General features: G+C 44.7%; 1 pseudogene. It reads right to left on the bottom strand.

Annotated elements, in window-relative coordinates:
- Window positions 1–1,003, bottom strand: a pseudogene (locus RW114_RS20730) (ATP-dependent helicase); the annotation flags it as partial.

Genomic DNA, 1,003 nt, shown 5'->3' with positions numbered 1-1,003 from the left:
CCGAATTGCTGCTGTAACCGCTGATGAAAATGCTCTTTATCAGCCCAAAATTCTGCCAAATCCAATTTAAGCGAGGGATCTTTGTGTGAAGAAAGGAAGAAAACTAAACGCCACTGGTCAACGTGATCAGCATCGGCTTCCAGCAATTGCAAACCTAATTGCAGGGTACTTTGCGCCTCAGTTCCCAACAGTTTTTGCTGCCAGTGCTGCCAGTGTTTAAATTCATCGCGTAGCTGCTGACAAGTTCTGAGTGGCTCTGTTGTTTGTTGTTCCAGCAAGATGGTTTCTAAAAAATCATACTGAACTTTTTTAATAAAAATCTGCGGCATATCACGGGCGGCGACTGACAGCAGTTCATTAATGACCACTTCAGCAAAATGCCTTAATAACGACTCAGGTTGATATTGCTGGCTGCAAGCTAACGGCATTTGTGTAACAGCCGCTAGGATCAAGCCTTCATAGTTGCTGGATACCGCTTGCCAACGCCGATATAGCTCGATGTTCTTCCCCATTTTTCTGCTCAACAGCAGCGGAATATACTGATCCTTGAGGAGAATTTGTTTTAACGATTGGCTAAAGTAATACCAAAACAGCAAGTCGCTACCGATACGGGTATTCAGGCCAGCCTGAAAACAACACAAAAAATGGATGTTGTTAATCGCTTTTATGGGCGTTTGTAACGGATAGGCATAGACTTGCCAGCTTTGCAGCGTTACTGCTTCATTAGGTTCAACACGTAGCAACTCCGGTGACGGCAACGGCTTGCCCTCGGAGGTAGGAAAAAGTAGCGAGAGCAATGCCCCCTGCCCTGCACTAATAGGTGCTGACAGCGTGTCATTTTTTAGAAATTCCAAACAAAGTTTTTCGGGTAAGTGCTGAGGATGGAGCGGAATTTTTGGCTTACTGCTAAGCTCGTCGCTTTCTACCCACAGGTAAAAATCACCCGATTGAATAAAGTCTTGGGTATTTTTTGGAATCCAAGCGCCATGTATTACGTTCATAA

It is taken from the genome of Methylobacter svalbardensis (assembly GCF_037671525.1).
GTDB lineage: Bacteria > Pseudomonadota > Gammaproteobacteria > Methylococcales > Methylomonadaceae > Methylobacter_A > Methylobacter_A svalbardensis.
This window is presented reverse-complemented; position numbering and strand designations above follow the sequence as displayed.